The organism is Pseudomonas sp. AC463, from assembly GCF_979253585.1.
The window spans coordinates 34758-56603 of record NZ_CEEDDZ010000025.1 but is presented as its reverse complement, the minus strand read 5'-3'; the positions used below and the strand labels follow the sequence as shown (position 1 = coordinate 56603).

At 62.0% G+C, this 21846-nt stretch carries 20 protein-coding genes; 14 read left to right on the top strand and 6 right to left on the bottom strand.

What is annotated here, in order from left to right:
* Positions 1-265: 265 nt before the first annotated feature.
* From hydA to preA, 3 genes are all read left to right on the top strand, one after another.
* The gene (hydA, locus tag AC0IYH_RS25420) at positions 266-1705 is read left to right on the top strand and encodes a dihydropyrimidinase (RefSeq protein WP_471836810.1); all 1440 of its coding nucleotides are present in this window, start codon (positions 266-268) and stop codon (positions 1703-1705) included.
* A gap of 144 nt (positions 1706-1849) precedes the next feature.
* Positions 1850-3217 carry an NAD(P)-dependent oxidoreductase gene (locus AC0IYH_RS25415; protein ID WP_471836809.1) on the top strand — a complete coding sequence of 456 codons (1368 nt, stop codon included), beginning with the start codon at positions 1850-1852 and terminating at the stop codon, positions 3215-3217.
* Positions 3217-4491 (top strand): NAD-dependent dihydropyrimidine dehydrogenase subunit PreA, encoded by a 1275-nt coding sequence (gene preA / locus AC0IYH_RS25410; RefSeq protein WP_471836808.1) that lies wholly within the window; start codon positions 3217-3219, stop codon positions 4489-4491. The genes AC0IYH_RS25415 and preA overlap by 1 nt, the downstream gene beginning before the upstream one ends.
* 127 nt (positions 4492-4618) lie before the next feature.
* Here preA and AC0IYH_RS25405 read toward each other — a convergent pair whose 3' ends face one another.
* Complete coding sequence (locus AC0IYH_RS25405; RefSeq protein ID WP_471836807.1) at positions 4619-5239, bottom strand: TetR family transcriptional regulator C-terminal domain-containing protein; 621 nt, start codon at positions 5237-5239, stop codon at positions 4619-4621.
* Positions 5240-5355: 116 nt separating this feature from the next.
* Between AC0IYH_RS25405 and copC the strand changes: the two genes are divergently transcribed.
* The 9 genes from copC (at position 5356) to AC0IYH_RS25360 (ending at position 13770) form a co-directional block, all read left to right on the top strand.
* Positions 5356-5721 carry a copper homeostasis periplasmic binding protein CopC gene (gene copC / locus AC0IYH_RS25400; RefSeq protein WP_116626608.1) on the top strand — a complete coding sequence of 122 codons (366 nt, stop codon included), beginning with the start codon at positions 5356-5358 and terminating at the stop codon, positions 5719-5721.
* A 3-nt stretch (positions 5722-5724) separates the two neighbouring features.
* Complete coding sequence (gene copD / locus AC0IYH_RS25395) at positions 5725-6582, top strand: copper homeostasis membrane protein CopD (RefSeq protein ID WP_471836805.1); 858 nt, start codon at positions 5725-5727, stop codon at positions 6580-6582.
* Between the two features lie 202 nt (positions 6583-6784).
* Entirely contained in the window at positions 6785-8047 is a 1263-nt protein-coding gene (locus AC0IYH_RS25390) for an OprD family porin (protein WP_116626606.1), read from the top strand.
* A gap of 225 nt (positions 8048-8272) precedes the next feature.
* The gene (locus AC0IYH_RS25385) at positions 8273-9088 is read left to right on the top strand and encodes an NAD-dependent epimerase/dehydratase family protein (RefSeq protein ID WP_471836803.1); all 816 of its coding nucleotides are present in this window, start codon (positions 8273-8275) and stop codon (positions 9086-9088) included.
* A gap of 29 nt (positions 9089-9117) precedes the next feature.
* Complete coding sequence (locus AC0IYH_RS25380; protein WP_471836802.1) at positions 9118-9993, top strand: SMP-30/gluconolactonase/LRE family protein; 876 nt, start codon at positions 9118-9120, stop codon at positions 9991-9993.
* A 53-nt stretch (positions 9994-10046) separates the two neighbouring features.
* Positions 10047-11009: a TRAP transporter substrate-binding protein gene (locus tag AC0IYH_RS25375; RefSeq protein WP_116626603.1), complete on the top strand. Its 963-nt coding sequence runs from the start codon at positions 10047-10049 to the stop codon at positions 11007-11009.
* A 64-nt stretch (positions 11010-11073) separates the two neighbouring features.
* Positions 11074-11601: a TRAP transporter small permease gene (locus tag AC0IYH_RS25370; protein WP_116626602.1), complete on the top strand. Its 528-nt coding sequence runs from the start codon at positions 11074-11076 to the stop codon at positions 11599-11601.
* A gap of 1 nt (position 11602) precedes the next feature.
* Positions 11603-12883 carry a TRAP transporter large permease gene (locus AC0IYH_RS25365; RefSeq protein WP_116626601.1) on the top strand — a complete coding sequence of 427 codons (1281 nt, stop codon included), beginning with the start codon at positions 11603-11605 and terminating at the stop codon, positions 12881-12883.
* Positions 12883-13770, top strand: a complete 888-nt coding sequence (locus AC0IYH_RS25360; RefSeq protein WP_471836799.1) for an aldose 1-epimerase — start codon at positions 12883-12885, stop codon at positions 13768-13770. Before AC0IYH_RS25365 ends, AC0IYH_RS25360 begins: the two co-directional genes overlap by 1 nt.
* Here the strand turns inward: AC0IYH_RS25360 and AC0IYH_RS25355 are convergent.
* The 4 genes from AC0IYH_RS25355 to AC0IYH_RS25340 form a co-directional block, all read right to left on the bottom strand.
* Positions 13759-14904, bottom strand: a complete 1146-nt coding sequence (locus AC0IYH_RS25355; protein ID WP_471836797.1) for an HlyD family secretion protein — start codon at positions 14902-14904, stop codon at positions 13759-13761. The genes AC0IYH_RS25360 and AC0IYH_RS25355 overlap by 12 nt on opposite strands.
* Positions 14901-16544: an MFS transporter gene (locus tag AC0IYH_RS25350; protein ID WP_116626598.1), complete on the bottom strand. Its 1644-nt coding sequence runs from the start codon at positions 16542-16544 to the stop codon at positions 14901-14903. The genes AC0IYH_RS25355 and AC0IYH_RS25350 overlap by 4 nt, the downstream gene beginning before the upstream one ends.
* A 179-nt stretch (positions 16545-16723) precedes the next feature.
* Complete coding sequence (locus AC0IYH_RS25345; protein WP_116626597.1) at positions 16724-17530, bottom strand: sulfite exporter TauE/SafE family protein; 807 nt, start codon at positions 17528-17530, stop codon at positions 16724-16726.
* A complete protein-coding gene (locus AC0IYH_RS25340) occupies positions 17531-18775 on the bottom strand; it encodes an NAD(P)/FAD-dependent oxidoreductase (RefSeq protein WP_471836795.1) in 1245 nt (414 codons plus the stop codon). It lies immediately after the preceding gene.
* A gap of 168 nt (positions 18776-18943) precedes the next feature.
* Between AC0IYH_RS25340 and AC0IYH_RS25335 the strand changes: the two genes are divergently transcribed.
* Positions 18944-19807, top strand: a complete 864-nt coding sequence (locus AC0IYH_RS25335) for an MBL fold metallo-hydrolase (RefSeq protein ID WP_471836793.1) — start codon at positions 18944-18946, stop codon at positions 19805-19807.
* Positions 19808-19926: 119 nt separating this feature from the next.
* Here the strand turns inward: AC0IYH_RS25335 and bkdR are convergent, their stop codons facing one another.
* Complete coding sequence (gene bkdR / locus AC0IYH_RS25330; RefSeq protein WP_116626594.1) at positions 19927-20415, bottom strand: Bkd operon transcriptional regulator BkdR; 489 nt, start codon at positions 20413-20415, stop codon at positions 19927-19929.
* 194 nt (positions 20416-20609) lie between these two features.
* Here bkdR and AC0IYH_RS25325 point away from each other — a divergent pair, with 194 nt between their 5' ends.
* Complete coding sequence (locus AC0IYH_RS25325; protein WP_116626593.1) at positions 20610-21845, top strand: 3-methyl-2-oxobutanoate dehydrogenase (2-methylpropanoyl-transferring) subunit alpha; 1236 nt, start codon at positions 20610-20612, stop codon at positions 21843-21845.
* The last annotated feature ends 1 nt before the right edge of the window (position 21846 follow it).

Genomic DNA, 21846 nt, shown 5'->3' with positions numbered 1-21846 from the left:
AATAAGAAATGTTGCTCAATTTAAGAACCTGTCAAGTGCGTCAAAATGGTGAGAGGCCGCTACATTTTGGTGAATTTCAATTTTTATCCTTATTAATCAAAAAATTAAACACGACATAAGCTTATAAAAAATATTCTTGCTCAATCGAAAAACTCGGGCTAGTTTCTATTCCTGTCACCGATGACAGGAATTAACCGACCATCGGCAAGTAGCATTACAACACTTAGAACTGGCACAAGCCGGTCAAGCCTGTGAGGAACTCGACATGTCGCTGTTGATCCGTGGCGCCACCGTTATTACCCATGATGAAAGTTACCGCGCCGATGTTTTATGCGCAGGCGGTCTAATTCGCGCTATTGGCACGGATCTGGATGTTCCCGCCAGCACTGAAATACTCGATGGCAGCGGCCAATACTTGATGCCCGGCGGCATCGACCCGCATACCCATATGCAACTGCCCTTCATGGGCACGGTGGCCAGTGAAGACTTTTTCAGTGGCACGGCGGCGGGCTTGGCCGGGGGCACCACGTCGATCATCGACTTTGTGATTCCCAACCCGCAGCAGTCGCTGATGGAAGCCTTTCATCAGTGGCGCGGCTGGGCCGAGAAGTCGGCGTCCGACTACGGTTTTCATGTGGCGATCACCTGGTGGAGCGAGCAGGTGCGCGAGGAAATGGCCGAACTGGTCAGCCATCACGGCATCAACAGCTTCAAGCATTTCATGGCCTACAAGAATGCGATCATGGCCGCCGACGACACGCTGGTCGCAAGTTTCGAGCGCTGCCTGGAATTGGGTGCAGTGCCGACGGTACACGCGGAAAACGGCGAACTGGTGTACCACCTGCAACGCAAGCTGATGGCCCAGGGCATCACCGGGCCGGAAGCGCACCCGCTGTCGCGCCCGTCCCAGGTAGAAGGCGAAGCGGCCAGCCGCGCGATCCGCATCGCCGAAACCATCGGCACGCCGTTGTACCTGGTGCACGTCTCGACCAAAGAGGCGCTGGATGAAATCACCTACGCCCGAGGCAAGGGCCAGCCGGTCTACGGCGAAGTGCTGGCCGGCCACTTGCTGCTGGACGACAGCGTCTACCAACACCCCGACTGGCAGACCGCCGCCGGCTACGTCATGAGCCCGCCGTTTCGCCCACGCGGGCACCAGGACGCGCTGTGGCACGGCCTGCAATCGGGCAACCTGCACACCACCGCCACCGACCACTGCTGCTTCTGCGCCGAGCAAAAAGCCGCCGGGCGCGATGACTTCAGCAAGATCCCCAATGGCACCGCCGGCATCGAAGACCGCATGGCGCTGCTGTGGCACGAAGGCGTCAACAGCGGGCGCCTGTCGATGCAGGAATTCGTCGCGCTCACCTCCACCAACACCGCGAAAATCTTCAACCTCTACCCACGCAAAGGCGCGATTCGCGTGGGTGCGGATGCGGATCTGGTGCTGTGGGACCCTGAAGGCACACGCACGATTTCGGCCAAGACCCATCACCAGAAAGTCGACTTCAACATCTTCGAAGGCAAGACCGTGCGCGGCGTGCCGAGCCACACCATCAGCCAGGGCAAGCTGGTCTGGGCCGATGGTGACTTGCGCGCCGAACGCGGCGCCGGGCGGTATGTGGAGCGGCCGGCGTATCCGGCGGTGTTTGAGCAGCTGAGCAAGCGGGCCGAGCATTCCAGGCCGGTGGCTGTGAAGCGCTGAGACCGCTATCGGGGGCAAGCCCCCTCCCACCCTTGAATGTATTCACAAATCAAAATGTGGGAGGGGGCTTGCCCCCGATAAGGCCAGTCCAGGCAACAAAAAAATCAATGCCCGCCAGAGGCAAAAAACCGTGAGGCCCAAACCGTGATCCAGACCCTGACCCACCTCCCCCACCCCCATGAAGATGGCGCCACCCTCGCCAGCCATTTCACCGACCTGGCGCCGCCGCTCAACGCGCGCCAGGCCCAACTGGAAGCTTCGCGCTGCCTGTATTGCTACGACGCGCCGTGCGTGAACGCGTGCCCCAGCGAAATCGACATCCCGTCGTTCATCCGCAATATCCACACCGAAAACGTACAGGGCGCCGCGCAAAAAATCCTCTCGGCCAACATCCTCGGCGGCAGTTGCGCGCGGGTCTGTCCCACGGAGATTCTTTGCCAGCAAGCCTGCGTGCGCAACAACGCCGAAGAATGCGCGCCGGTGCTGATTGGCCTGCTGCAACGCTACGCCATCGACAACGCGCACTTCAGCGAGCACCCGTTCCAGCGCGCCGCGCCCACCGGCAAACGCATCGCCGTGGTCGGCGCCGGGCCGGCGGGCTTGGCTTGCGCCCATCGCGCGGCGTTGCACGGGCATGACGTGGTGATCTTCGAGGCGCGGGAAAAAGCCGGCGGCCTGAATGAATACGGGATCGCCAAGTACAAGCTGGTGGATGACTTCGCTCAAAAGGAACTGGATTTCCTCCTGCAGATCGGCGGCATCGAGATCCGCCACGGCCAGCGCCTGGGTGCCAACCTGACCTTGAGCGACCTGCACCAGCAATTCGACTCGGTATTCCTCGGCCTCGGCCTGGCCGCCAGCAAACAACTCGGCTTGCCCCACGAAGACGCCCCCGGCCTGCTCGCCGCCACCGACTATATCCGCGAACTGCGCCAGTCCGATGACCTCACCCAACTGCCCCTGGCCGACCGCTGCATCGTGCTCGGCGCCGGCAACACCGCCATCGACATGGCCGTGCAAATGGCCCGCCTCGGTGCGCGCGATGTGAACCTGGTGTACCGCCGTGGCCTCGCCGACATGGGCGCCACCCAGCATGAACAGGACATCGCCAAGGCCAACCAGGTGCGCCTGCTGACCTGGGCCCAACCCGAAGCCGTCTTGCTGGACGATAAGGGCCAGGTACGCGGCATGCGTTTTTTGCGCACCCGCATGGAAAACGGCCGCCTGCACCCCACCGGCGAAACCTTCGAACTGGCCGCCGATGCGATCTTCAAAGCCATCGGCCAAGGGTTTGACAACGAGGCCCTGCACGACCCGCTGGCCCAGCAACTGCACCGCGTCGGCGAGCGGATCTTTGTCGACGAACACCTGCAAACCAGCATTCCGGGAGTGTATGCCGGCGGCGATTGCGTCAGCCTCGGCCAGGACCTCACCGTGCAGGCGGTGCAACACGGCAAGCTGGCCGCCGAAGCCATGCACGCCCAACTCATGCTGACTGTGGAGGCTGCGTAATGGCCGATCTCTCGATTGTATTTGCCGGTATCAAAGCCCCCAATCCGTTCTGGCTGGCCTCCGCGCCGCCCACCGACAAGGCCTACAACGTGGTCCGCGCGTTTGAAGCCGGCTGGGGCGGCGTGGTGTGGAAAACCCTCGGCGAAGACCCGGCGGCGGTGAATGTGTCGTCACGCTACTCGGCGCACTACGGCGCCAACCGTGAAGTGCTGGGCATCAACAACATTGAGCTGATCACCGACCGTTCGCTGGAGATCAATCTCAAGGAAATTACCCAGGTCAAAAAGGACTGGCCAGACCGCGCGCTGATTGTGTCGCTGATGGTGCCGTGCGTAGAAGAGTCCTGGAAAAACATCCTGCCCCTGGTGGAGGCCACCGGCTGTGACGGCATCGAGCTGAACTTCGGCTGCCCCCACGGCATGCCCGAGCGCGGCATGGGCGCGGCGGTGGGCCAGGTGCCGGAGTATGTGGAGCAGGTGACGCGCTGGTGCAAGACCTATTGCTCGCTGCCGGTAATCGTCAAGCTCACACCGAACATCACCGATATCCGTGTGGCGGCGCGCGCGGCCTATCGCGGCGGCGCGGATGCGGTGTCGCTGATCAACACCATCAACTCCATCACCAGCGTCGACCTGGAACGCATGGTCGCGCTACCGGTGGTCGGCACCCAGAGCACCCACGGCGGCTATTGCGGCTCGGCGGTGAAGCCGATTGCACTGAACATGGTCGCCGAAATTGCCCGCGACCCGCAGACCCAAGGCCTGCCGATCTGCGGCATCGGCGGGATCGGCAACTGGCGCGACGCGGCGGAATTCGTTGCCCTGGGCTGCGGCGCGGTGCAGGTGTGCACAGCGGCGATGCTGCATGGGTTTCGGATTGTCGAGGAAATGAAAGACGGGCTGTCGCGCTGGATGGACAGTCAGGGTTACGCGAGCTTGCAGGAGTTTTCCGGCCGCGCGGTGGGCAATACCACGGACTGGAAGTACCTGGACATCAACTATCAGGTCATCGCCAAGATCGATCAGGCGTCGTGCATTGGCTGCGGGCGTTGCCATATTGCCTGTGAAGACACCTCGCACCAGGCCATCGCCAGTGTGAAGTTGGCGGATGGCACCCATAAATACGAGGTGATTGATGACGAGTGCGTGGGCTGCAACCTGTGCCAGATCACCTGCCCGGTGGCGGAGTGCATCGAAATGGTGCCGATGGACACGGGTAAGCCGTTTCTGAATTGGACGCAGGATCCGAGGAATCCTTATCGCGAGGCGGTGTAGGTCTTTAGGGCCTCATCGGGGGCAAGCCCCGTCCCACATTTGACTGCATTCCTCCAGGCAAAATGCGGTCAAGTGTGGGAGGGGGCTTGCTCCCGATTGGGCCCTCAGCCCCACCACAAGGCCCAGCTCAAGGCTCTAACCCAATCCCCCGCAAAATCACCCCGGTCACCGTCTGTATCGCCTTCTCGAACTGCATATCCGACAACGGCTGGTGATCATTCAAAATCTTCACCTGGTGATCAAAGTCGGCATAGTGCTGGGTCGACGCCCAAATCATGTACAGCAGGGTCGACGGCTCCACCGGCAGGATGCGTTTGTCTTCCACCCACTGGCGAATTTTCGCTTCCTTCATCTTGGCCCAGTCGTACAGGCTTTCATCCAATGCCTCACCGAGGGTGGGCGCGCCGTGGATGATTTCGTTGGCCCAGACTTTCGAGCCATAGGGCCGCGTGCGCGAACGCTGCATCTTGGCGCGGATGTAGCTGCTGAGGACCACGCGCGGGTCGTCGAAGGTCTCGAAGCTCAGGGCGTCCTGCTTCCACACTTCCAGCAAGTCGAACAGTACTGCGCTGTACAGCTCGCTTTTGGTGGTGAAGTAGTAATGCAGGTTGGAACGCGGCAGTTGCACTTCTTCGGCGATATCCGCCATGGCGGTGCTGCCATAGCCTTTCTCGGCGAAGATCTTCTCCGCCGCCAGCAGAATTTTTTCGACGTTGTTCCGACGAATTCCGATCTTGTGATTGCCCATAAGGGCTCCCTGACAACTACGTGGTTCAAAGACTACCATCCGCTCTAGATCGGGGCGACAGGCTGAACCGAAACTTCGTACACTGCCCGCTCCTACCCATTGATTGGTATTGCACAATGTTGATCAAGAAAACCCTCACCGCCCTTGCCCTGCTTGCCTCCTTGCTGGGCGCTTCGGCGGCCTTTGCCCATGCCCACTTGAAGAGTTCCACACCGGCGGCGGACAGCAGCGTCGCCGCCCCGGCCGATCTGCGCCTTACGTTCAGCGAAGGCGTCGAAGCCACGTTCACCAAGGTGTCGCTGAGCAAGGACGGCACCGAAATTGCCATCAAAGGCCTGGAAACCCCGGACGCCGACAAGAAAGTGCTGGTGGTCACGCCGGCCGCACCACTGGCCGCCGGCACCTACAAGGTAGTGTGGAACGCGGTGTCGGTCGATACCCACAAGAGCAACGGTGAATACAGCTTCAAGGTCGGCCAATAACCCATGGCGACCCTGCTGGTGCTGTGCCGCTTCGTGCATTTTGTGGTGGTGTTGTTGATGTTCGGGGCCTGTGTATTCAGGCCCTGGTTACTCGGCACGCAAGCCCGGCCGACGCTGGACCGGCAGTTGCTGCGCATCCACCGCGGCCTGGCCTGGGTGGGGTTGCTCTCGGGCATCACCTGGCTGTTATTGATCACGGCGAGCATGGCCGGCAGTTGGGACGCTGCGTTGCAACCCGCCACCGTGCAATTGGTGCTGGGCAAAACCTTTTTTGGCCAGGTGTGGGTCTGGCATCTGCTGCTCAACCTGCTGCTGGTGATGGTACTGATCAAACCCTGGCCCGCCCTGCGCCTGCCGTTGGCCGCCCTGCTGCTGGCCACCCTCGCCCCGGTCGGCCATGGCGCCATGCTCAATGGGCTGAGTGGGCAATTGCTGATACTCAACCAGGTGGTGCATCTGGTCTGCGTCGGTGCCTGGCTCGGTGGCTTGTTGCTGCTGGTGTTGATCCTCCGACAGCCGCAACGCTTGGCCCTGGTGCCGATACTGCGACGCTTCAGCGGCGTGGGTTATGGCCTGGTCGCCGGTTTGCTGGTGACCGGGTTGATCAATGTGCGTGTGCTTACCGGGCAGTGGTGGCCCACGCCGTTGTTCGATGGTTTCGCGCTGATTCTGTTGATCAAGGTGCTGTTGGTGCTGGGCATGCTGGCACTGGCCTTGCTGAATCGGTTACGCCTGGATCGCTGTGAAGGACGGGTGGGCACCTTGAAGGCCAGTGTGATGCTGGAATGGTTACTGGGTGTTTCAGCAGTCGCGGCGGTGTCGCTGCTGGGAACGCTGCCGCCGATGGTCATGACCCACTGAAAACCTGCATTGGAATGCATTCCAATGTGGGAGGGGGCTTGCCACCTCCCACATTAACTCTGCCCGATTTTGATCGCGGCAAACCCGGGTCATCGTATAACTTCTGCTTGACACCCTACAAAAACCCCGCAAATATCGCCCCAATGTTGTACGACGACGTATAACAAATAATAAAAACAACAAAAGAAAAGGGAGCTTCACTGTGCGTCCATTCGTCCGCAATTCCTCCTCTCGTCTCGGTCTCATCAGCCTCAGCAGCCTCGCCTTCAGCCTGCCCCTCACGGCCCACGCCGATGGGTTTGTCGACGACGCCAAGGCCACGCTCACCCTGCGCAACGCCTACTTCAACCGCAATTTCACCAACCCGACCAACCCCCAGGGCAAGGCCGAAGAGTGGACGCAGAACTTCATTCTCGACGCCAAGTCCGGCTTTACCCAGGGCACGGTCGGCTTCGGGATTGACGTGCTGGGCCTGTACTCGCAAAAGCTCGATGGCGGCAAAGGCACCGGTGGCACGCAACTGCTGCCGATCCATGACGACGGCCGCCCCGCCGACAACTTCGGGCGTCTGGGCGTGGCGCTGAAGACCAAGCTGTCGAATACCGAATTGAAAGTCGGCGAATGGATGCCGGTGCTGCCGATCCTGCGCTCCGACGACGGCCGCTCACTGCCCCAGACCTTTCGTGGCGGCCAGGTCACTTCCAAGGAAATCGACGGCCTGAGTCTCTACGGCGGGCAGTTTCGCGGCAACAGCCCGCGCAACGACGCGAGCATGGAAGACATGTTCATGAACGGCAGAGCCGCGTTCACCTCGGACCGCTTCAACTTCGGCGGCGGCGAATACACTTTCAACGACAAACGCACCCAGGTCGGCGTGTGGTACGCCGAGCTGAGCGACATCTACCAGCAGCGCTATTTCAACCTGACCCACAGCCAGCCCGTGGGCGACTGGACCCTGGGCGCCAACCTCGGCTACTTCACCGGCAAGGAAGACGGCAGCGCGCTGGCCGGCGACCTCGACAACAAAACCGCATTCGCCCTGCTCTCGGCCAAATACCTGGGCAACACCTTTTATGTGGGCCTGCAGAAACTCACCGGCGACAGCGTGTGGATGCGCGTCAACGGCACCAGTGGCGGCACCCTGGCCAACGACAGCTACAACGCCAGCTACGACAACGCCAAGGAAAAATCCTGGCAGGTGCGCCATGACTTTAACTTCGTGGTGCTCGGCATTCCCGGCCTGACCATGATGAACCGCTACATCAGTGGCAGTAACGTGCACACCGGGGCGATCACCGATGGCAAGGAATGGGGCCGCGAATCGGAACTGGCCTACACGGTGCAAAGCGGTGCGCTGAAGGACTTGAATGTGAAGTGGCGCAACTCGACCATGCGTCGGGATTTCAGCAATAACGAGTTTGATGAAAACCGGATCTTTATCAGCTATCCAATTTCTTTGCTCTAAAGTTCAGCGACGCTCTATAAACCACCACAAAACCAATGTGCGAGGGGGCTTGCCCCCGATAGCGGTGGGTCAGTCACAGCTCCATTCACTGACACTCCCTCATCGGGGGCAAGCCCCCTCCCACATTTGTACACGGTCATCTGGAGGACGTTGACAAGCTGGGGAATCCCTAACAATACTTCGCCATAGTCATACGACAACCTACAACAAAAAATTGGAATTCCCATGACCACCACCACGCCTGCACCCTTCAACCGCCTGCTGCTCACCGGTGCCGCCGGCGGCCTAGGTAAAGTTTTGCGCGAACGCCTGCGCCCTTACGCCACGGTGCTGCGCCTGTCGGATATCGCCGACATGGCCCCCGCCGCTGCCCACGAAGAAGTGCAACCCTGCGACCTCGCCGATAAACAAGCCGTGCACCACCTGGTGGAAGGCGTCGACGCCATCCTGCATTTTGGCGGTGTGTCGGTGGAGCGCTCGTTTGAAGAAGTGCTCGGCGCCAATATCAGCGGCACCTTCCATATCTACGAAGCCGCGCGTCGCCATGGCGTAAAACGTGTGATCTTCGCCAGCTCCAACCATGTGATCGGCTTCTATAAGCAAACCGAAACCATCGACGCCCACTCGCCACGCCGCCCGGACAGCTACTACGGCCTGTCCAAGTCCTACGGCGAAGACATGGCCAGTTTCTACTTCGATCGCTACGGCATCGAAACCGTGAGCATCCGCATCGGCTCCTCGTTCCCCGAGCCGCATAACCGCCGGATGATGCACACCTGGCTGAGTTTCGACGACCTGACCCAACTGCTCGAACGCGCGCTGTACACGCCGAATGTCGGCCACACGGTGGTCTACGGCATGTCGGATAACGTCGGCGTCTGGTGGGACAACCGCTACGCCGCGCACCTGGGTTTTGCCCCCAAAGACAGCTCCGAAGTATTCCGCGCCCAGGTCGAAGCCCAGCCGCCAGTGGCCGATAACGACCCGGCCAAGGTCTACCAGGGCGGTGCGTTCTGCGCGGCCGGGCCGTTCGGTGACTGATCCAGACCACCCCAAAGGAATGAGTGGCCATGACTGCTGAATTGATTGTCGACGCCCGCAATGCCGTGGGCGAATGCCCGGTGTGGGTGCCCGAGGAAAACGCGCTGTACTGGGTGGACATCCCCAACGGCGGCCTGCAACGCTGGAGTGCTGCCAGTGGGCATGTCGCTTCGTGGAAGGCCCCGCAAATGCTCGCCTGCATCGCCCGCACCAGCGCGGGCAATTGGGTGGCCGGGATGGAAAGCGGCTTTTTCCAGCTTACGCCGCACAACGACGGCAGCCTCGACACCACCGCCCTCGCCGGTGTGACGCACCCCCGCGCCGACATGCGCCTGAACGACGGCCGCTGCGATCGCCAGGGCCGGTTCTGGGCCGGCAGCATGGTGCTGAACATGGGCCTGAACGCCGCCGAAGGCATTCTGTATCGCTACGCGGCAGGTTCGGCGCCCCATCCTCAGCTGGACGGTTTTATCACCCTCAACGGCCTGGCCTTCAGCCCCGATGGCCGCACCATGTATGCCTCGGATTCCCACCCGCTGGTCCAGCAGATCTGGGCCTTCGACTACGACATCGACACCGGCACGCCGTCCAACCGCCGCGTGTTCGTGGACATGCACCGGCACCTCGGGCGCCCCGACGGTGCAGCGGTGGATGCCGACGGTTGCTACTGGATCTGCGCCAACGACGCCGGCCTGGTGCACCGCTTCACCCCCGATGGCCGCCTGGACCGTTCCCTGAACGTGCCGGTAAAAAAACCCACCATGTGCGCCTTCGGCGGCAGCCGCCTGGACACCCTGTTCGTCACCTCGATCCGTGACGACCAGAGTGAACAGTCACTGGCCGGCGGCGTGTTCGCCCTCAACCCCGGCATCACCGGATTGCCGGAGCCCACATTCATCCTCTAACTGCATCGCTGTGCCTTGAATACAACAAAAATAAAACACAGGAGTGACACCCCATGGACTTCAAACGCACTTTGCTCGTCGCCGCAATGTTCACCCTCAGCAGCGCCGCCCACGCGCTGGAAATCAAATTCGCCGACATCCACCCCGCCGGCTACCCCACCGTCGTCGCCGAAGAAAACATGGGCAAGGCCCTGACCAAGCAAAGCAACGGCGAACTGACGTTCAAATACTTCCCCGGCGGCGTGCTGGGTTCCGAGAAGGAAGTGGTCGAACAGGCCCAGGTCGGTGCGGTGCAGATGACCCGCGTCAGCCTTGGCATCGTCGGCCCGGTGGTGCCGGACGTGAACGTGTTCAACCTGCCGTTCGTGTTCCGCGACCAGGCGCATATGCGCAAGGTCATCGATGGCGAAATCGGCGACGAAATCCTCGCCAAGATCACCAACTCCGAGTTCGGCCTGGTGGCCCTGGCCTGGATGGACGGCGGCACGCGCAACCTCTACACCAAGAAACCGGTGCGCAAGATCGAAGACCTCAAGGGCATGAAGATTCGCGTGCAGGGCAACCCGCTGTTCATCGAAGCCTTCAATGAAATGGGGGCCAACGGTATCGCCATGGACACCGGCGAGATCTTCAGCGCCTTGCAGACCGGAGTGATCGACGGCGCCGAAAACAACCCGCCGACCCTGCTCGAACACAACCACTACCAGAGCGCCAAGTACTACACCCTCACCGAACACCTGATTCTGCCCGAGCCCATCGTGATGTCGAAAATCACCTGGAACAAACTCACTCCCGCCCAGCAGGACATGGTGAAAACCGCCGCCAAGGCCGCCCAGGCCGACGAGCGCGTGCTGTGGGACGCCAAGTCCGCCAGCAGCGAAGCCAAGCTCAAGGCCGCCGGCGTCGAGTTCATCAGCGTCGACAAAAAACCCTTCTATGACGCCACCGCTCCGGTTCGCGCCAAGTACGGCGCGGCTTACGCCGACATCATCAAGCGCATCGACGCCGTCGAGTAATCACCCTCCCCTTTAGCAAGGCCCGGCGCGGTCCGCATCGACGTGCCCGGTCACGGTGAACGCCATGAAGAATTTACTGCTGCGCATCAACGACCGCATCTACATGACCTGCATCTGGGTCGCCGGCCTCGCGGTCCTCGGGGTCGCGCTGATCATTCCCTGGGGCATCTTCGCCCGCTACATCCTCGGCGCCGGTTCCAGCTGGCCGGAGCCCACCGCCATCCTGCTGATGCTGGTCTTCACCTTTGTCGGCGCTGCCGCCAGCTACCGCGCCGGGGCGCATATGTCGGTGGCGGTGGTCACTGATCGTCTGTCTCCCAGCCAACGCCGAATCGTCGGCATCGTTTCGCAACTGCTGATGGCAACCATCTGCCTGTTCATGACCGTCTGGGGCACCAAGCTGTGCCTGTCCACCTGGAACCAGTTCATGAGCGCCATCCCCACCCTGCGCGTGGGCATCACCTATATGCCGATCCCGGTGGGCGGCGTGCTGACCCTGGTGTTCGTGCTGGAAAAACTCCTGCTCGGTGACCAGAGCAACCGGCGCGTGGTGCGCTTCGACCTGGTAGAAGAAAGCGAAGGGGCTGCCTGATATGGACGCATTGATTCTGTTGGGCAGCTTTATCGCCTTGATCCTCATCGGCATGCCGGTGGCCTACGCCCTCGGGCTGTCGGCGCTGATCGGCGCGTGGTGGATCGACATCCCCTTCCAGGCCCTGATGATCCAGGTGGCCGGCGGGGTGAACAAGTTTTCGCTGATGGCGATTCCGTTCTTTGTACTGGCCGGCGCGATCATGGCCGAGGGCGGCATGTCGCGGCGGCTGGTGGCGTTTGCCGGTGTACTGGTGGGCTTTGTGCGCGGTGGCCTGTCGCTGGTCAACATCATGGCCTCGACGTTTTTTGGCGCGATTTCCGGCTCGTCGGTGGCCGACACCGCCTCGGTCGGTTCGGTGTTGATCCCGGAAATGGAGCGTCGCGGCTATCCTCGCGAATTCGCCACGGCGGTCACCGTCAGCGGCTCGGTGCAGGCATTGCTGACCCCGCCCAGCCATAATTCGGTGCTCTACTCCCTGGCGGCCGGCGGCACGGTGTCCATTGCCTCGCTGTTCATGGCTGGCGTGGTCCCGGGCCTGTTGATGAGCGCGTGCCTGATGGTGCTGTGCCTGATCTTCGCGAAAAAACGCAACTACCCCAAGGGCGAAGTCATCCCCCTCAAGCAGGCGCTGAAGATTGCCGCCGACGCGCTCTGGGGCCTGATGGCCATGGTAATCATCCTTGGCGGTATCCTCTCGGGCATCTTCACCGCCACCGAGTCCGCCGCGATCGCCGTGCTGTGGGCGTTCTTCGTGACCATGTTCATCTACCGCGACTACAAATGGCGCGAGCTGCCCAAGCTGATGCACCGCACGGTGCGCACCATTTCCATCGTGATGATCCTGATCGCCTTCGCCGCCAGCTTCGGCTACATCATGACGTTGATGCAGATCCCGGCGAAGATCACCACGCTGTTCCTGACCCTGTCGGACAACCGCTACGTGATCCTGATGTGCATCAACGCCATGCTGCTGTTGCTTGGCACGGTGATGGACATGGCCCCGCTGATCCTGATCCTGACCCCGATTCTGCTGCCGGTAATCCTCGGTATCGGCGTCGACCCGGTGCACTTCGGCATGATCATGCTGGTCAACCTCGGCATCGGCTTGATTACGCCACCGGTGGGCGCGGTGCTGTTTGTGGGCGCGGCGGTGGGCAAGGTCAGCATCGAAAAAACCGTGAAGGCATTGCTGCCGTTCTATGGGGTACTGTTCCTGGTGTTGATGGCCGTGACCTACATTCCGGCCTTGTCCCTTTGGCTGCCAGGGCTGGTGCTGTGATGCTGATCGAACTCGAAGACCACCTGACCCACCTCACCCTGGCCCCGGCCATCGGTGGCAGCATCGTCAACTGGACGGTGCGCGCCACCGGCCAGCCGCTGTTGCGCCACAGCGATGCGCAAGCGATCCATACCGGGCTGCCGGGCAAGCTGGGTTGCTATCCGTTGGCGCCATGGTCGAATCGCATCGGCCATGGCGGTTTTGACAACCCCGAGGGCTGGTTGGCCCTTGCGCCCAACAGCCCGCTCGACCCGCTGCCGATTCATGGCTCGGCCTGGCAACAGGCGTGGCAGGTGGCGAGCCAGACGGCGGATGAGGTGGTGCTGGAGGTGGTGTGCGACACGCCGTTCGCCTATCGCGCCGAGCAGCGGTTTCGTTTACGCGACGGTGAGTTGAGTATTGAGTTGCGTGTGACCCATCTGGCAGAAAAAGCGGCGTGGCATGGCGTGGGCTTGCATCCCTACCTGCCGCGCCTGCCGGGGACACGGCTGCAGGCCAAGGCATCGCAGGTGTGGTTGAGTGATGCCACCAAGCTGCCGACCGGGTTGGCGCCGGTGCCGGATGCCTGGGATTTCGGGGTCTTAAAAACCTTGCCGGAGGGCCTGGTGGACAACGGGTTTTGCCAGTGGGATGGGCATTGTCGGATCGAGCAGCCGGAGCTGGGTTATGCGCTGGAATGCCAGGCCAGTGGCGCTGATTACTTCCTGTTGTTCTGCCCGCCGGGGTTGGAGTTCTTTTGTGTTGAACCGGTGAGTCATCCGGTGAATGCGCATCACCTGCCGGGTAGGCCGGGCCTGAAGCTGTTGGAGCAAGGCCAGTCCACACACTTGGATTTCACCTTGAAATACATTCCAAATGTGGGAGGGGCGGTGATTTCAGGGTGGTGAGCTTTTAAGGCGGCCGGCAGTGTCGATACTCACCACCACCGACAACCCCGGCCGCAGCCGCTCACTCTCCGCCTGGTTCGGATCCACCGTGATCCGCACCGGCACCCGCTGGGCGATCTTCACAAAGTTGCCGGTGGCGTTATCCGCCTGCAATAGCGCGAACTCCGCCCCGGTCCCCGGGGAAATACGCTGCACCGTGCCGTGAAACTTGCGGTGGTTCAGCGCATCCACGGTAAAGGTCACCGGCTGGCCAACCTGCACCTTGTCCATCTGGGTTTCTTTCATATTGGCGATCACCCACAGCTGCGGCGGCACCAGCGCCATCAGCTGCGCGCCGGAGTTGACGTAGGCACCCAGGCGCACGCCAATCTGCCCCAGCTGGCCGTCGCGCGGCGCAGTGATGCGCGTATTGGAGAGATCGATCCGCGCCAGCTCCACCGCTGCCTCGGCACTCGTCACTGCCGCTTCCAGCGAACCGCGATTGACGATCACCGTTTGCAAATCCTGCCGGGCGATTTCGAGGTTGGCCTGGGCCTGGGCCACGGCGGCAACCGTCTGCGCATTCGCGGCGCGGGTCACGTCCAGCTCGCGCTTGGACACCGAGCCATCGCTGATCAGTTCTTCATTGCGACGCAAATCAGCCGTGCTTTTGCGCGCTTGGGCCTGGCTGTCCACCAGCGCGGCCTGGCGCAGTTTGATCGTGGCTTCGGCGCTGTTGCGTTGCTGCACCACATTCGCCAATGCGGCCTTCTGCACCGCCAACTGCGCCAGGGCCTGGTCGAAGCGCTGCTTGTAGATGCGGTCATCGAGGCGCACCAGCAAATCGCCGGCCTTGACGTACTGGAAGTCCTGCACCGGCACTTCGAACACATAGCCGCTGAGCTGCGGGCCAATGATCGTCACTTGCCCACGCACCAGGGCGTTCTCGGTGGTTTCCACCGCACTGCTGAACGGCGGCAATTGCCAGGCATACAGCACGATCAGCACACCCACGATGGCAATTGCGGCAAAACCCAGGGACGAAAGAATGCGCACCCGCAACGGCCGCAACTCGGTGGGCACGGCGCCGGGCGGCGTGCTGCCTTCCGGGGTGGAGGCGATGGCGGTGGTAGTGGTGGTTGAAGGTTCGGTCATGAAGGTGCGCCGCTGGGTTGAACGGGAGTGGCTGCTTTGGTGGTGCTCATCAGCCACAGACTGCGGATAAAGATCCAGATCATGGTCAGGATCGCGATGATCGCGATCAACATGAAGACATCGTTGTAGGCCATCACGTTCGCCTCACGGGTCGCCGCCGTGGCCAGGCTGCGGATGCCCGCGAGGTTGCGCAATTCGGGGTCGGCGATGATACCGCCATAGGCCGAGCCGCCGCTCTGCACCCGCGCGGCCACACGCGGGTCGAGCAGGGTCAGGTGTTCGACGATCATGCTGGAGTGGTACTTCTCGCGCACGATCTGGAAGGTGCCGAGCAGCGCCGCGCCGATCAGGCCGCCGAGGTTCTGGCAGATCCCGAACATCACCGAAAAACTCACCAGGTTGCGCGGGTTGGTCAGCACGTTTTTCGTCCCCAGCACCATGGTCGGCCCCAGAAAGAAGGTGCCCCCGAAGCCTAGCAGGAACTGGCTGATATACAGGTTCTGCGGGCGCGTGAGGTTGCTGGAAAAACTGTCCATCACCGAGCCCACGGCCATCAGCGCCAGGGAGATGATCAGCGGCATCAACAGGTGCGCCGGGTTGATGGTCAACGCGCTGACCACCAGCCCGCTGATCGCGCCCGCCAGCATCACCACGTACAGCGTGTGCATCTGCTGGTAACTCATGTTGAGCATCTGCATGAACCCCACCGCGCCGGTGGACTGCTCGGACAGCACCATGCGAATCAGGATCACCGCCAGCGCCAGGCGAATCATGGTGCCGCTGCCCAGCCAGCGGGTCATCAGCATCGGGTTGGCGCGGTTATGCTCGATGGCCAGGCCGGCCATGATCAGCACCAGGGAACAGGCCGAGGCGATGCCGATCCACGGCGCTTCCAGCCACCAGTCAATACGCCCCAGGGACAACACCGCGCAGAGCAAGGCCACGCCGGTGGCGAGAATGGCGAAGGTGAGGAAGTCGAGTTTTTCAAAGGTCTTGAAGCGGTCGCCCGGCGGCAGCTTGAGCAGGAACACGCAGCCCAGGCAGATCAGCGCCATGCCCAATTCGAACAGATACAGGCCGCGCCATTCGGCGATCTGCAGCAGGTCTTCGGAGAACAGCCGCGCCAGCGGCAAGGCCAGCTGCGCCGTGCCCAAGCCCAGCACCAGGGCCTTGAGCCGCCACTTGGCCGGGAATGCCTGGATCATGTAGTACAAACCCAACGAACTCAGCGCCGCACCGACCATGCCGTGGGCCGCGCGCACGGCGATGGCCGAGTTGAGGTCGTTGACGAACAAGTGGCCGAAGGTCACCAGCGCGTAGAGCACCAGGAACACCTCGGTGAATGCGCGCAGGCCGAATTGCTGGCGGAACTTCACCAGCAGCAGGTTCATGCACACGTTGGTCATCACATAGGCGGCGGGCAGCCAGGCCATCTCGGCGGTGGTCGCACCGAGGGCGCCTTGCAGGTATTGCAGGTTGGCGATCACCAGGCTATTGCCGAGGCCGCCGGTGATGGCCACCAGCACGCCCACCAGCGCAAACAGCCAGCGCTTGTGGGTGGGGTGCAACGGCGTCGACGGCGAACCGGGCAGGCTCGGACGCTCGTGGGGCTCCCAGGTGTGGGGGGTGTATTTGTTCATGCGATGGCCTTGATGAACCGACGGCGTGGGTCGGTGAACCGTTACTCTGGGAGTAGTAAACCTGAGCGGGGTTCATCTTGCCATCTTCTGATAGAGGGCCAATCCGTTCTGTGGGTGACGGCCGAGATCAAAATGTGGGAGGGGCAAGCCCCCTTCCACAGTTGGATTGCATTTCAGGTTTAGAGCAAAGCGTTAACCAGCATACCGACCGCCACCAGCACACACAGGCTTGCAAACCCTACCTGCAAGGTCCGTGCAGGAATCACCGAACACAGGCGTCTACCCGCCAGCATGCCGACGATGCTCGCGCCAATAAACACCCACCCCACCGGCTCGATGCGCACCCCGGCATGGAACGCGCCGACCACGCCGATCAGCGAGATCAGGCTGATCACCATCAGCGAGGTGGCGACGATGCCGCGCATCTGCACGTCGGTGAGCTGCTTGAACGCCGGCACGATCAGGAACCCACCGCCGACGCCGAGCAGGCCGGACACCGCACCGGTCACAGCACCGAGTGCGGCCAGGGTGGCGCTGCACTTGGCGGTCCAGGCCAGGCGCCCGGTCTGCTGGTCGAGCATGCAGTTTTTCTGGCCCCAGGACGCGGCGCCGTGGTCACTCGGCCCGGCCTCGAGCTTTTCGCGCTGCAACATGCGCCAGGCCACCAGCACCATCAGCGCGCTGAACAGGCCCATCAACGCCGCCTCGGGCAACTGGTGGGCGAGGAACACCCCCAGCGGCGAAAACAGCGCGCCGAGCAAGGCGATCAGCAACGCGGCGCGATAACGCACCAGGCCGTGGCGCAAACCATCGATCGCACCGACGGCCGCCGCCGCGCCCACCGCCAGCAGCGACACCGGCGCCGCCTGGGTCATGCTCAGCCCCAACCCCAGCACCAGCGCCGGCACCCCAAGGATGCCGCCGCCGGCGCCGGTGAGCCCCATGACCAGGCCCATCAACAGGCCCAAAACACTTGCCAGCAGCATTCAGTCCACCTTGCTCAGGCGGGTCAGCCACTCGCGGCCCTTGAGCATGCCGTTCCAGTAGAACCACGGCAGCAGCGTGGCCTTGAGGAACCACATCGAACGGCGCGCCTGGGTAGCGTCCAGGGGAAAGGTCGGCAGCAGCTTGCCGCCGTAACCGAACTCGGCCAGCACCACCTTGCCCTTCTCCACCGTCAGCGGGCAGGAGCCGTAGCCGTCGTATTTCAGCGGCAGGGGCGCCTGTTTGCGCAGGGCCAGCAGGTTCTCGGCGACCACCACAATCTGCTTGCGTGCGGCGGCGGCGGTCTTGGCGTTGGTGGTGCCGCACACATCGCCCAGGCCGAAGATGTGCGGGTAACGCAGGTGTTGCAGGCTGTGGGGGTTGACTTCGCACCAGCCGGCGGCGTCGGCCAGCGGGCTTTGGCGGATGAAATCCGGGGCCACTTGCGGTGGGACCACGTGCAGCAGGTCGAAGGATTTTTCTTCAACCGTGACGTTGCCCTCGGCGTCCTTCACCTCGAACCAGGCCTTGCGGGCCGGCCCGTCGACTTTCACCAGGTTGGCATTGAAGGCCAGGCGCGCGTGGTATTTCTCGACGTATTTCATCAACGGCGGCACAAAGTGCGCCACGCCAAACAGCGCCGCGCCAGCCAGGTTGAATTCGACGTCGATGTTTTTCAGATTGCCCTGCTTGAGCCAGTGGTCGCAGGACAGGTACATGGCCTTCTGCGGCGCACCCGCGCATTTGATCGGCATGGCCGGCTGGGTGAAGATCGCCTTGCCGCTCTTGAGTCCCTGCACCAACTGCCAAGTATAGGCGGCGTGTTCATAGCTATAATTGGACGTGACGCCGTGCTGGCCTAGGGTGTCTTGCAGGCCTTGGATTTTCTCCCAGGCCAGGCGCAGGCCGGGGCAGACGATGAGGTTTTTCCAGCTCACGCGCTGGCCGCTGTCGAGCACCAGGGTGTGCGCGTCGGGCAGCAGTTCGGTGACGGCGGCCTGCACCCAGGTGACGCCGTTGGGCAGTACGTCGGCCAGGGGGCGGCGAGTCTTTTTCAGGTCGTAGGCGCCGCCGCCCACCAGGGTCCAGGCGGGCTGGTAGCAGTGAAAGTCGCTGGGTTCGATCAGGATGATATGCAGCTGCGGGTCGCGTTTGAGCAGGCTGGCCAGCAGGCCGATGCCTGCCGAGCCGCCGCCAATGACTACGATATCGCCACTGATGGTAGGGCCACAGTGTTGCTCGGTCATGGTCTTTTGCCTTTTATGGTCAATGCACACAAGGATCGCTGCCGTACGGCGTCACGTCCCGTTACAGGTCGATCCTTTGCCTCGGACCGTTTTTTTCCCTTAAGCTCGCAAGCCTATGTGGAAAACATCCCGAATGTAAGCCGCAATCCAATACCAAGGACCGCCGCCATGCCCGCGTTGATTCAAGCCTTTCTGGACGAGGCGTCGTCGACCTACACCTACGTCCTGCATGAGGCCGATGATGGCCCGTGTGCCATCGTCGACTCGGTGCTCAACTACGACCCGGCCTCCGGGCGCACCGACACGCGCCAGGCCGACAAGGTGATCGCCTATGTGCGCGAACATCGCCTGCAGGTGCAGTGGCTGCTGGAAACCCATGCCCACGCCGACCACCTCTCCGCCGCGCCGTATTTGCGCCGCACCCTGGGCGGCAAAATCGCCATCGGTGAGTCCATCAGCAAGGTGCAGGGGGTGTTCAAGAACCTGTTTAACCTGGAGCCGGAATTCCGCGCCGATGGTTCGCAGTTCGACCACTTGTTTGCGCCGGATGAAATCTTCCATATCGGCAGCATCAAGGCCCAGGCCCTGCATGTGCCCGGGCATACCCCGGCGGACATGGCCTACCTGATTGATGACCGCCTGATTCTGGTGGGTGACACGCTGTTCATGCCCGACGTGGGCACGGCGCGCTGCGACTTCCCCGGCGGCGATGCGCGGCAGTTGTATGCGTCGATGCGCAAGCTGTTGGCGTTTGCGCCTGAAACCGAGTTGTATGTGTGCCATGACTATCCGCCTGATGGCCGTGAGGCCAAGTGCCGGACGACCGTGGCCGAGCAGCGGGCGGGGAATATTCATGTGCATGACGGGGTGGATGAGGCGGCGTTTGTGGCGATGCGTACACAGCGCGATGCGGGGTTGGGGATGCCGACGTTATTGTTGCCGGCGATCCAGGTGAATGTGCGGGCGGGGAATATGCCGCCGGCTGAGGGGAATGGGGTGGTTTATTTGAAGATCCCCCTGAACCAGCTGTGAAATGTGGTTGAACAATGTGGGAGGGGGCTTGCCCCCGATGGCGGTGTATCAGTTAGCTCATCTGTTGCTGAGACACCGCAATCGGGGGCAAGCCCCTCCCACATTTGAATTATATTGTTTCAGGTGCCTAGGTTGATGCCGTTGGATGGCAGGGGCAGTGCGGTTTTGTAGCGCACTTGCTTGAGGGCGAAGCTGGAGCGGATGTTGGCGACGCCGGGGACTTTGGTCAGAAAATCCATCATGAAGCGCTCCAGCGACTGGATCGTCGGCACCAGCACGCGGATCAGGTAGTCCGGGTCGCCGGCCATCAGGTAGCACTCCATCACCTCGGGCCGGTCCGAGATCGCGCCCTCGAACTGCTGCAACGCCAGTTCGTTCTGTTTTTCCAGGCTTACGTGGATGAACACGTTGACGTGCAGGCCCAGCAGGTCAGCGTCGAGCAGCGTGACCTGTTCGCGGATCAGCCCCAGTTCTTCCATCGCCTTCACACGGTTGAAGCACGGCGTGGGCGACAAATTGACCGAACGGGCCAGGTCGGCGTTGGTGATGCGGGCATTCTCCTGCAGGGCGTTGAGAATGCCGATATCGGTACGGTCCAGTTTGCGCATGAGACAAAATCACCTGTTTTTTATGTTTATGCAGTTTTTTTATCCGCAAATGGTCCAGAGCGCAACGAAACACAGATAAATATTCTTCTACGCCACGCCTATGATTGTTGTAGGACAAGATTTCTTCTACCCGAAGACTGACTGTCAGCTAGCGCGCCCACTACAAGAAATTCACAAGATCGAGCGTAGAAGCCATGACCCAGCAGTACGAACCACTGCGCCTGCACGTCCCTGAACCCTCGGGCCGCCCAGGCTGCAAGACCGACTTCACCTACCTGCGCCTGACCGACGCCGGCCTGGTGCGCAAACCCGCCATCGACGTAGAACCCGCCGACACCGCCGACCTGGCCAAGGGCCTGATCCGCGTGCTCGACGACCAGGGCCAGGCCCTCGGCCCGTGGGCTGAAGGCGTCTCCACCGAGATCATGCGCAAAGGCATGCGTGCGATGCTCAAGACGCGCATATTCGACAACCGCATGGTGGTCGCCCAGCGCCAGAAAAAAATGTCGTTCTACATGCAAAGCCTTGGCGAAGAAGCCATCGGCAGCGCCCAGGCCCTGGCCTTGAACATCGACGACATGTGCTTCCCCACCTACCGCCAGCAAAGCATCCTGATGGCGCGCGACGTGCCGCTGGTGGACCTGATCTGCCAACTGCTGTCCAACGAGCGCGACCCGCTCAAGGGGCGCCAGCTGCCGATCATGTATTCGGTGAAAGACGCCGGCTTCTTCACCATTTCCGGCAACCTCGCCACCCAATTCGTACAAGGCGTGGGCTGGGGCATGGCCTCGGCGATCAAGGGCGATACCAAGATCGCTTCCGCGTGGATCGGTGACGGCGCCACCGCCGAATCCGACTTCCACACCGCCCTCACCTTCGCCCACGTGTACCGCGCGCCGGTGATCCTTAACGTGGTCAACAACCAGTGGGCAATCTCGACCTTCCAGGCCATCGCTGGCGGTGAAGCCACCACTTTCGCCGGACGCGGCGTCGGTTGCGGCATCGCCTCCCTGCGCGTGGACGGCAACGACTTTATTGCGGTGTACGCCGCCTCCGCCTGGGCCGCCGAGCGTGCGCGCCGTAACCTGGGGCCAACGCTGATCGAATGGGTCACCTACCGCGCCGGTCCGCACTCCACCTCTGATGATCCGTCCAAATACCGCCCCGCCGATGACTGGAGCCACTTCCCCCTAGGCGACCCGATCACTCGCCTCAAGCAGCACCTGATCAAGATTGGCCAGTGGTCCGACGAGGAACACGCGACGGTCAGTGCCGAGCTGGAAGCCGAAGTCATCGCAGCGCAGAAAGAGGCCGAACAGTACGGCACCCTCGCCGGCGGCCAGATTCCAAGCGCCGCGACCATGTTCGAAGACGTCTATAAAGAGATGCCGGAGCACTTGAAGCGCCAGCGTCAAGAGTTGGGGATCTGAC

Coding starts and splice junctions, on each gene's coding strand:
- hydA (WP_471836810.1), top strand. CDS start 266: ATGTCGCTGTTGATCCGTGGCGCCACCGTTATTACCCATGATGAAAGT.
- preA (WP_471836808.1), top strand. CDS start 3,217: ATGGCCGATCTCTCGATTGTATTTGCCGGTATCAAAGCCCCCAATCCG.
- AC0IYH_RS25405 (WP_471836807.1), bottom strand. CDS start 5,239: ATGGGCAATCACAAGATCGGAATTCGTCGGAACAACGTCGAAAAAATT.
- copC (WP_116626608.1), top strand. CDS start 5,356: ATGTTGATCAAGAAAACCCTCACCGCCCTTGCCCTGCTTGCCTCCTTG.
- copD (WP_471836805.1), top strand. CDS start 5,725: ATGGCGACCCTGCTGGTGCTGTGCCGCTTCGTGCATTTTGTGGTGGTG.
- AC0IYH_RS25385 (WP_471836803.1), top strand. CDS start 8,273: ATGACCACCACCACGCCTGCACCCTTCAACCGCCTGCTGCTCACCGGT.
- AC0IYH_RS25380 (WP_471836802.1), top strand. CDS start 9,118: ATGACTGCTGAATTGATTGTCGACGCCCGCAATGCCGTGGGCGAATGC.
- AC0IYH_RS25375 (WP_116626603.1), top strand. CDS start 10,047: ATGGACTTCAAACGCACTTTGCTCGTCGCCGCAATGTTCACCCTCAGC.
- AC0IYH_RS25370 (WP_116626602.1), top strand. CDS start 11,074: ATGAAGAATTTACTGCTGCGCATCAACGACCGCATCTACATGACCTGC.
- AC0IYH_RS25365 (WP_116626601.1), top strand. CDS start 11,603: ATGGACGCATTGATTCTGTTGGGCAGCTTTATCGCCTTGATCCTCATC.
- AC0IYH_RS25360 (WP_471836799.1), top strand. CDS start 12,883: ATGCTGATCGAACTCGAAGACCACCTGACCCACCTCACCCTGGCCCCG.
- AC0IYH_RS25355 (WP_471836797.1), bottom strand. CDS start 14,904: ATGACCGAACCTTCAACCACCACTACCACCGCCATCGCCTCCACCCCG.
- AC0IYH_RS25350 (WP_116626598.1), bottom strand. CDS start 16,544: ATGAACAAATACACCCCCCACACCTGGGAGCCCCACGAGCGTCCGAGC.
- AC0IYH_RS25345 (WP_116626597.1), bottom strand. CDS start 17,530: ATGCTGCTGGCAAGTGTTTTGGGCCTGTTGATGGGCCTGGTCATGGGG.
- AC0IYH_RS25340 (WP_471836795.1), bottom strand. CDS start 18,775: ATGACCGAGCAACACTGTGGCCCTACCATCAGTGGCGATATCGTAGTC.
- AC0IYH_RS25335 (WP_471836793.1), top strand. CDS start 18,944: ATGCCCGCGTTGATTCAAGCCTTTCTGGACGAGGCGTCGTCGACCTAC.
- bkdR (WP_116626594.1), bottom strand. CDS start 20,415: ATGCGCAAACTGGACCGTACCGATATCGGCATTCTCAACGCCCTGCAG.
- AC0IYH_RS25325 (WP_116626593.1), top strand. CDS start 20,610: ATGACCCAGCAGTACGAACCACTGCGCCTGCACGTCCCTGAACCCTCG.